The following is a 7,762-nucleotide window of genomic DNA, read 5'->3' as shown; positions in this document are numbered from 1 at the left end:
GGCGCCGCACCGACGTCGTGTGCGGCTACCTCACCAGCGACCACCCGCTCTTCGACCCGCGGATGCGGGCGCTCCCACCGCTGTTCGTGGTGAGTCCGGGGGAGGGTCCGGCGCGCGGGTGGGTCCAGGCGAGCATCGACTACGCACTGGCGCAGACGGCGCCCGCGTCGCGCGGCGGGCTCGAGGGACCGACGCAGCTGCCCGAGCTGTTGGTGCGCGAGGTGCTGCGGCTCCACCTCGCGACGGCTCCGCAGGCGGAGGCCGGTTGGGTCACCGCGCTCGGCGACCCGGTGCTCGCGCCGGCCCTGGCGGCGATCCACGGATCACCCGAGCACCGGTGGACGGTCGCCGGGCTCGCGCGGGAGGCGAACGTGTCGGTGTCGCTGCTCGACGAGCGGTTCCGCGCGGTGCTCGGCCTGGCTCCGATCCGCTACCTCAGCGGATGGCGGATGCACGTCGCCGGCGACCTGCTGCGCTCGACCACGCTGGGCGTCGCGGCCATCGCGCGCCGGGTCGGCTACGACTCCGAGGAGGCGTTCAGCCGCGCGTTCAAGCGCAGCACCGGTCGATCACCCAGCGAGGCCCGCCGACCGTAGGACCGTCCAAAAAACCGGAAGTCGCCAGCGGCGAAGTGCCACCGACGACGTCAACTGCGGCGCGGCAGCGTGTCGCACGGCGACGAAGCCGCATCGTGCGGCGCTCCCGGGCCGAGCTTGCGAGGGCCCGGGCGGCGCGGCACGATCTGCGACACGCTGGCGCAGTTACGAGTTGGGACGCTTGCCGTGGTTCGCTGCCTTCTTGCGACGCGAGCGGCGCTTGCGGCCAGTCTTGCCCATGGTTCCTCCTGGGGTCGGTAACACCCCAGTGTCTCAGGGTTGGCAGTCAGCCCGAAATTCGGGCCAGGAAACGCTCGCCGTCGACGACCACCCGGGTGACCTCGCCGCTGCCCACCAAGGCGCCCGGTCCGGAGGCGCCGAGGTTGCGCGCGGCGACCGAGAACCGGCGGAGCCGGCCGTCGGCGTACGCCAGTCGCGCGGTGACCTCGACCTGCTGGCCGACCGCGCTCGGCGCGAGGTGCTCGAGCTGGACCCGGGTCCCCACGCTGGTCTCGCCGGCGGCCAGCTCGGGGGCGATGGCAGCGCAGGTCGCGGCCTCGCACCAGGCGAGCAGCACAGGAGTGCCGAGCACGGGCAGGCTCCCGGAGCCGACCGCCGCGGCGGTGTCGGTGTCGGTGACGGTGAACCGGAGCGCGGCCTCGGCCGTCGGGACCTGGCTCATGGTGCCCTCAGATGCCGAAGGTCGCGCGCGGGTAGGCCGCGTCGACGTCGGTGATCACGTTGAGGAGGTACGGCGCGCCTGCGGCGAACGCCCGGTCCAGCGCCGGACCGATCTCGCGCGGGTCGGTCACGGTCTCGCCCGCGCCCCCCAGCGACTTCACGACGCTGTCGTAGGCGGTCCGCGGGGCGAGGTCGGCCGCGACGTCGTAGCCGTAGAGCATCTGCATCGGCCCCTTCTCCAGGCCCCACGCGGAGTTGTTGCCCATCACCATCACGACCGGCAGGTCGTGGCGGACCAGCGTGTCGACGTCCATCAGCGAGAAGCCGGCCGCGCCGTCGCCGAGGAGCAGCACCACCTGGGACGACGGACGGGCGATCCGGGCGGCCATGGCCGCGCCGAGACCGGCGCCGAGGCAGCCGTAGGGGCCGGGGTCGAGCCAGCACCCGGGCCGCTTCGGCTCGACGAACTTGCCGGCGAACGACACGAAGTCGCCGCCGTCGCCGATGACGACGGCGTCGTCGGCCAGCCGGGGCACCAGCTCGCCGTAGATCCGGGCCGGGTGGACCGGGTCCGCCTCCGCCGACAGCAGCTCGGCATCGCGGGCCGCAGCCGCCGCGACCGTGTCCTGGAGCCCGGAGACCCAGCTGGTCCAGTCCGGGCGGGAGCCGCGCTCGACGGCCGCCTGCAGGCCGTCGAACACCGCGGTGAGGTCACCGCTCACCGACCCGGCCAGCGCGGCGTGGGACGAGACCTGGCCGGGGGAGTCGGCGATGTGCACGACCTGCGCCGGCTGGGCGCCGTCCTTACCGCCGAACACGCCGTAGCCCAGCCGGAAGTCCAGGGGAGTGCCGACCACGACCACCAGGTCGGCGCCACCGATCGCCGCTCCCCGCGCCTTGGTCACCAGCAGCGGATGGCCGCCGGGGATGACGCCGCGTCCCATGCCGTTGGTGATGGCCGGGACGCCCATCGCCTCGACGAAGCGCAGAGCGGCCTCCTCGGCACGGTCGGCCCAGACGTCGGTGCCGAGGATCAGCAGGGGCCGCGCAGCGGCCGCGAGCAGGCCCGCGATCCGGTCGATCGCGTCGGTGTCGGGGTCGGCGCCGCGGCCGGTTCCGGCGCCGACGACCGGCACCGTGCCCGTCCCGACGTTGAAGAACTCGTCCATCGGCACGTCGACGTACGTCGGGCCCCGGTGCGAGGACCGGGCAGCCGTGAAGGCGTCGTGGAAGCCCGCAGCCACGTCGTCGGCCGTCATCAGGGTGGCTGCGTGCTTGGTGACCGGGCTGACGATCGGGAGGTGGTCGATCTCCTGGAGTGCGCCCGTGCCCCAGCGGTTGTTCGGCGCCCGGCCGCCGACCACGACCATCGGCGACCCGGCGAACTGGGCCTGGGCCATCGCGCTGACCCCGTTGGTGACGCCGGGTCCGGCGGTGAGCACCGCGAGCCCGGGCACCCGGGTCAGCTTGCCCGTCGCCTCCGCGGCGAACGCCGCCGTCTGCTCGTGACGCACGTCGAGCAGCCGCATCGGCCGCCCCTCCTTGGCCGCCTTCACCGCGCCGTCGTACATCGGGAAGACGTGTGCGCCGGACAGCGTGAACATGGTTTCGACGCCGTGTGCCTGGGCGACGGCGACGGCGAGTTGCCCGGCGTGGCCGGAGAGTTCGGTCGAGGTCATGCGGGCAACCTACCGATTCGGGTCAATCGCCCGCCGGAGGTCCGGCCCGGTGGTGCGAGGGACCGAGGTAGGCGGGGTGCGCCCGGCGCAGGTGCTCGACGAGCAGCAGCACCAGGTCGGTGCGCCGCGGCGGCGCCGCAGGCCCGAGCGCGAGCTGCAGGTAGAGCGCGCGGAGGTACGACGCCGGGTTGCCGGTCTGCAGGTAGACGTTCGGCGTGTCGGTGCCGTCTCGTCGTGGTCGCGCGGCCAGCGCGATCCGCTCGAGCCAGGACTCGACCAGCTCGTAGGGGACCAGGCCGCGACGCAGCACGTGGACCGTGGCCATCGCCAGCCGGTCCGGCTCCCCGGAGTGCCAGACCGCCTCGGGCAGTCGGGTCACGCGGTCGCCGATCACGTCCAGCACGACCAGCAGCTCGCCGGGACCGCAGTGGGGCGAGCGGGCGAGCGCGCCGAACGCGTCGGCGCCGTGCGCGATGGCGTGCGCCCAGCCGCGCTTGTCGACGTAGCCGCGCTCGTCGCGCTCCATCAGGAACCAGGTGGCGAGGCGATCACCCCACTCGTGGACCTTGGACCGGGTGACCCGCGGCCTGCGGGTGTCCCGGTCGATCACCTCAGCGACGACGAGTGCCGAGAAGCTGCGTCTGAACACGCTGTCGGTGCCGCGCTCGCCGATCCCGGTGAGCAGCCCGGTGGCGATCCCGTCGCCCATGCCGGGCAGCAGGTCGTCGTAGACCCCCCGCTCGATCCAGGTGCAGAGCACCGCGAGCGCGAGCTCGCGGGCCTCGGAGTCGGGGGTGCCGAGGAGCTCGGTCAGCTCGGCGGTGAGGTCGGACAGCCTGCGGTCGGTGGGCACTCTGAAGTCGGCTGCAGACACGTGTCGCCAGTCGACAATGGGGGGCATACAGACATCCTGCCAAATGGTCTGGACCGGTGGTCCAGGGGGCGCGCGGGGTCTGTGCCCGGAGGCACGCACTACCGTGAGGTCGTGCCGTCCCTGCCCGCCATCGCCCGGCGCCACACCGACCTCGCCGACGACGACATCGAGTGGCTGCAGCGGATCCTCGCGGACTGGCAGATCATCGCCGACCTGTCCTTCGCCGACCTCGTGCTCTGGCTGCCGGACCGGGCCGGCACCGGCTACTGGGCGGGCGGCCAGATGCGCCCGACGACCGGCCCGACGGCGTACGTCGACGACATCGTCGGCTCCTTCCTCGCGCTCGGGCGCCGCCCCCTGGTCGACGCCGCCTACACCCAGGGGCGGATCGCGCGCGAGGGCGACCCGGAGTGGCGCGACGAGGTCCCGGTGCGGGTCGAGGCGATCCCGGTGCGGCGCGGCGACCGGGTGATCGCGGTGATCGCGCGCAACACGAACCTGCTCGGCGTCCGGACCCCGAGCCGACTCGAGATCAACTACCTCGAGACGGCCGGCGACCTCACCAAGATGATCGCCTCCGGGCACTTCCCGGCGCCCGGGCAGCGCAGCGACCACGCGGACTCACCGCGGGTGGGCGACGGCTTCCTGCGGGTCGATGCCGCGGGTCGGGTGGTCTACGCGAGCCCCAACGCGCTGTCGGTCTATCGCAAGCTCGGGCTGACCGGCGACCTGGCGGGTCACCTGCTCACCGACCTCACCCGCGAGCTGGTGCCGCCCCGCAAGCGGCCCGACGAGGAGACGCTCAGCGCGGTGCTGGGCGCGCGGTCGCACCGCGACACGGAGATCGGCTCGGGCGACATCGCGCTGATCGTCCGCGCCATCCCGCTGCGCCCCGACGGCGAGCACATCGGGGGCCTGATCCTGCTCCGGGACGTGACCGACCTCCGTCGTCGCGATCGCGAGCTGATCACCAAGGACGCCACCATCCGGGAGATCCACCACCGGGTGAAGAACAACCTGCAGACCGTCGCGGCGCTGCTCCGGCTGCAGGCGCGGCGGATCGACTCGGAGGAGGCGACGGCCGCGCTGGAGGAGGCGGTACGCCGGGTCGGGTCGATCGCGATCGTGCACGAGACGCTCAGCCAGGCGGTCGAGGCGGCGGTCGACTTCGACGAGATCGCCGACCGGCTCGCGCGCCTGGTGACCGACGTCGGGCTGGCGCCGGTCCGGGTGCGCAGGGAGGGGCGGTTCGGGATGCTCGACTCGGAGCAGGCGACCCCGCTCGCGATGGTCCTGACCGAGCTGCTCCAGAACGCCGTCGAGCACGGCTACCCGCACGACGGCTCGACCCCGGACGAAGCCGGGGAGATCGTGCTCGCCGCGCAGCGGCGGGGGAGCCAGCTCGAGGTGACCATCGACGACGACGGCCTCGGCCTCCCGGACGGGTTCGAGCTGGACAGCTCGCCCAGCCTGGGGTTGTCGATCGTGAAGACCCTCGTCGAGTCCGAGCTGGGCGGTCACCTCACCCTCGGGGCGTCGCCTGCAGGCGGGACCCGAGCAGAGCTCTCGATCCCGCTGGACTAGCGACCGGGCGGTGGTCAGGCGGTGTTCAGGCGGTCGTGCGCACCCGAGCACGGGCGTTGCGGCGCTTGAGAGCGCGCCGCTCGTCCTCGCTGAGACCTCCCCAGACGCCGTGGTCCTGACCCGCCTCGAGCGCCCACGCGAGGCACTGCTCGCGCACGTCGCAACGCCGGCACACCTGCTTGGCCTCCTCGATCTGGAGGATGGCCGGACCGGTGTTGCCGATCGGGAAGAACAGTTCCGGATCCTCGTCGAGGCATGCGGAACGGTGACGCCAATCCATGGGTGGGGAATCCCTCTTTCCTCTGCTTGCAGGCCGTGGTCAAGCTCTGAATGCGCTTCCGCGGCCCGCGGGCGCGACAACAACCGCAAAAGTGAACGGTTTCACGATCGCCCTGCAAGGTTTCCAAGGAAACGCTCGGGAATCAAGTGTTAGGGACGGTTTGATGGGTCACAAAGCCGCGCGGAGGAGGGAGGCGGTCCGGCCGCCTACTAGGCTCCGCGCCGTGCCCGACACGCCGAATCCGCCTCCCGCGCCTCCGCCGTTGACCGTGGCGGCGTCCCTGGTCGCCGTCCAGGGGATGGTGCTGCTGGCGCTCGCGGTGGTGGAGATCGCCGACGTGGACCCCGACCGGCGGGCGATGGGCCTGTCGACCGCCGCGTTCTTCGCCGCGTACGGCGCGCTCCTGCTCGTCGCCGGCTGGGGCCTGTGGCGCCGGACGACCTGGTCGCGCGGCCCGGCCCTGATCACCCAGCTGATCTGGCTGGGCCTGGCCTGGAACATCCGCGAGCACGCCGTGGCGGCGGTGACCGTCGCGGTGGTCGCGCTCGTCGTACTCGCCGGTGTGGTGCACCCCGACTCGATCCGGGCCCTGTCCGGCGAGGAGCCCGAGGACCCCGGGGAGTAGCTCGTCCGTCTCGGCCGTCTCGGCCGTCTTCAGTCGTCGGCCTCGAGCGACTCCCGGAGCTGTTCGAGGGTGCGGGTCAGCAGCCGGGACACGTGCATCTGGGAGACGCCGATCTCCGCCGCGATCTGGGACTGCGTCATGTTCTTGAAGAAGCGCAGCAGCAGGATCGTCTTCTCGCGCGGTGGCAGGCCCTCGAGCAGCGGCTTCACCGACTCGCGGATCTCGACGTGCTCGAGCGCGGCGTCGTCGATGCCGATCGCGTCGAGCATGCTCGGTCCGCCGCCGTCGGAGTCGTCGGTGGCGTCGAGGGACAGCGTGGCGTAGGCGTTGCTGGACTCCAGGCCCTCCACGATCTCCTCGACCGAGCAGCCGATCGACTCGGCGATCTCGCGGGGGGTGGGGGAGCGGCCCAGCGACTGGGTGAGCTCCGCGGTGGAGGCGCTGATCTGCATCCGCAGCTCCTGGAGACGCCGCGGAACCCGGATCGCCCAGCCCTTGTCGCGGAAGTACCGCTTGATCTCGCCGATGATGGTCGGCGTCGCGTAGGTGGAGAACTCCACGCCGCGCTCGGTGTCGAACCGGTCGACGGACTTGATGAGGCCGATCGTGCCGACCTGGACCAGGTCCTCGAACGGTTCGCCCCGGTTGCGGAACCTGCGTGCGCAGTGCTCCACCAGCGCGAGGTGCAGGTGCACCAACGCCTCCCGCGCTCCCTCGCGCTCGGCATCGGAGACGTCGGGGTCGCGGAAGACCGCGAACAGACGGGCGTTCTCGCGCCGCGTCGCATCGAGAGCAGCGGAGCGCCCGCTCTCCCGAGACTCGACCTCGGTCATGTCAGAGCCCGGCTCCGTCGAGGGCGGCCGGGTCGAGCGAGGAGTGGAGGGTGAGGCGGACGGCGTAGTGGCCCGGCTTCGCGTCGACGCTGGCCGCGGTCGTCAGCGTCGTCAGCACCTGCCACCCGAAGCTGTCGTAGTCGGGCGGGGTCGGCGCGGTCGAGGTGGTGCTGCAGTCGAGGCTGAGCTCACCCGGTGCGAGGTCGAACCGGCACACCAGGTCGGTGTCGGGGTCGGCCTCCTGGAGCACCATCGCGGTCGCCTCGCTGACAGCGATCCGCAGGTCCTCGATGTCGTCCATCGTGAAGTCGAGACGGGCCGCCAGACCAGCGGTCAGGGTCCGGAGCACGGAGGCATAGGCCCCGTCCGCAGGCAGCCTCAGCTCGACGTCGGACCGGGCATCGATCCTGCGCACCGTGCTCGTCTCGGACATGCCGTCTCCTCGCCGTCAGCTGATCCACCACTCGGAACGTCTCGGGACGAGCCTACGACAGCGGCCGCATCCCAGCACGGGGTGCGGCCGCCGTCGTACTGCGGATCGACTACGCGACGCTCAGGGGCAATGGCAGTGGCAGCGGCAGCGGCGGGAGGCCGCCGCCGAGCAGACCGC

At 72.4% G+C, this 7,762-nt stretch carries 10 protein-coding genes; 3 read left to right on the top strand and 7 right to left on the bottom strand.

What is annotated here, in order from left to right:
- A partial coding sequence (locus tag H0488_RS20200; protein ID WP_183101026.1) for a helix-turn-helix transcriptional regulator occupies positions 1-596 on the top strand: 596 nt, incomplete at its 5' end.
- A 165-nt stretch (positions 597-761) separates the two neighbouring features.
- On the opposite strand, the gene H0488_RS25310 is transcribed toward H0488_RS20200, so the two are convergent.
- The 4 genes from H0488_RS25310 to H0488_RS20185 are packed head-to-tail and all read right to left on the bottom strand — an operon-like array spanning position 762 to position 3,857.
- On the bottom strand, positions 762-836 hold the full coding sequence (locus H0488_RS25310; protein ID WP_376768484.1) for a 50S ribosomal protein bL37: 75 nt from the start codon (positions 834-836) through the stop codon (positions 762-764).
- 46 nt (positions 837-882) lie between these two features.
- Positions 883-1,278, bottom strand: a complete 396-nt coding sequence (locus H0488_RS20195; protein WP_183101025.1) for a thioesterase family protein — start codon at positions 1,276-1,278, stop codon at positions 883-885.
- Positions 1,279-1,285: 7 nt separating this feature from the next.
- Positions 1,286-2,956 (bottom strand): acetolactate synthase, encoded by a 1,671-nt coding sequence (locus H0488_RS20190; RefSeq protein ID WP_183101024.1) that lies wholly within the window; start codon positions 2,954-2,956, stop codon positions 1,286-1,288.
- Between the two features lie 22 nt (positions 2,957-2,978).
- Positions 2,979-3,857, bottom strand: coding sequence for a DUF2785 domain-containing protein (locus H0488_RS20185; protein ID WP_183101023.1), 879 nt, complete (start codon positions 3,855-3,857; stop codon positions 2,979-2,981).
- Positions 3,858-3,941: 84 nt separating this feature from the next.
- Between H0488_RS20185 and H0488_RS20180 the strand changes: the two genes are divergently transcribed.
- Positions 3,942-5,414, top strand: coding sequence for a PAS domain-containing sensor histidine kinase (locus H0488_RS20180; RefSeq protein ID WP_183101022.1), 1,473 nt, complete (start codon positions 3,942-3,944; stop codon positions 5,412-5,414).
- Between the two features lie 25 nt (positions 5,415-5,439).
- Here the strand turns inward: H0488_RS20180 and H0488_RS20175 are convergent, their stop codons facing one another.
- A complete protein-coding gene (locus tag H0488_RS20175; RefSeq protein ID WP_149748440.1) occupies positions 5,440-5,694 on the bottom strand; it encodes a WhiB family transcriptional regulator in 255 nt (84 codons plus the stop codon).
- A 223-nt stretch (positions 5,695-5,917) separates the two neighbouring features.
- Here H0488_RS20175 and H0488_RS20170 point away from each other — a divergent pair, with 223 nt between their 5' ends.
- Positions 5,918-6,319, top strand: a complete 402-nt coding sequence (locus tag H0488_RS20170) for a hypothetical protein (RefSeq protein WP_183101021.1) — start codon at positions 5,918-5,920, stop codon at positions 6,317-6,319.
- 29 nt (positions 6,320-6,348) lie between these two features.
- On the opposite strand, the gene H0488_RS20165 is transcribed toward H0488_RS20170, so the two are convergent.
- Together H0488_RS20165 and H0488_RS20160 are read right to left on the bottom strand one after the other, a co-directional pair.
- Positions 6,349-7,152, bottom strand: a complete 804-nt coding sequence (locus H0488_RS20165; protein WP_183101020.1) for an RNA polymerase sigma factor SigF — start codon at positions 7,150-7,152, stop codon at positions 6,349-6,351.
- A gap of 1 nt (position 7,153) precedes the next feature.
- Positions 7,154-7,585: an ATP-binding protein gene (locus H0488_RS20160; protein WP_183101019.1), complete on the bottom strand. Its 432-nt coding sequence runs from the start codon at positions 7,583-7,585 to the stop codon at positions 7,154-7,156.
- Positions 7,586-7,762: the final 177 nt, after the last annotated feature.

It is taken from the genome of Nocardioides pelophilus, assembly GCF_014180685.1.
Lineage (GTDB): Bacteria > Actinomycetota > Actinomycetes > Propionibacteriales > Nocardioidaceae > Nocardioides > Nocardioides pelophilus.
This window is presented reverse-complemented; position numbering and strand designations above follow the sequence as displayed.

What these genes read in the sequence shown, in the direction of transcription:
- H0488_RS20165 (WP_183101020.1), bottom strand. Translation starts at nt 7,152, where the DNA reads ATGACCGAGGTCGAGTCTCGGGAGAGCGGGCGCTCCGCTGCTCTCGAT.
- H0488_RS20175 (WP_149748440.1), bottom strand. Translation starts at nt 5,694, where the DNA reads ATGGATTGGCGTCACCGTTCCGCATGCCTCGACGAGGATCCGGAACTG.
- H0488_RS20185 (WP_183101023.1), bottom strand. Translation starts at nt 3,857, where the DNA reads ATGCCCCCCATTGTCGACTGGCGACACGTGTCTGCAGCCGACTTCAGA.
- H0488_RS20195 (WP_183101025.1), bottom strand. Translation starts at nt 1,278, where the DNA reads ATGAGCCAGGTCCCGACGGCCGAGGCCGCGCTCCGGTTCACCGTCACC.
- H0488_RS20190 (WP_183101024.1), bottom strand. Translation starts at nt 2,956, where the DNA reads ATGACCTCGACCGAACTCTCCGGCCACGCCGGGCAACTCGCCGTCGCC.
- H0488_RS20160 (WP_183101019.1), bottom strand. Translation starts at nt 7,585, where the DNA reads ATGTCCGAGACGAGCACGGTGCGCAGGATCGATGCCCGGTCCGACGTC.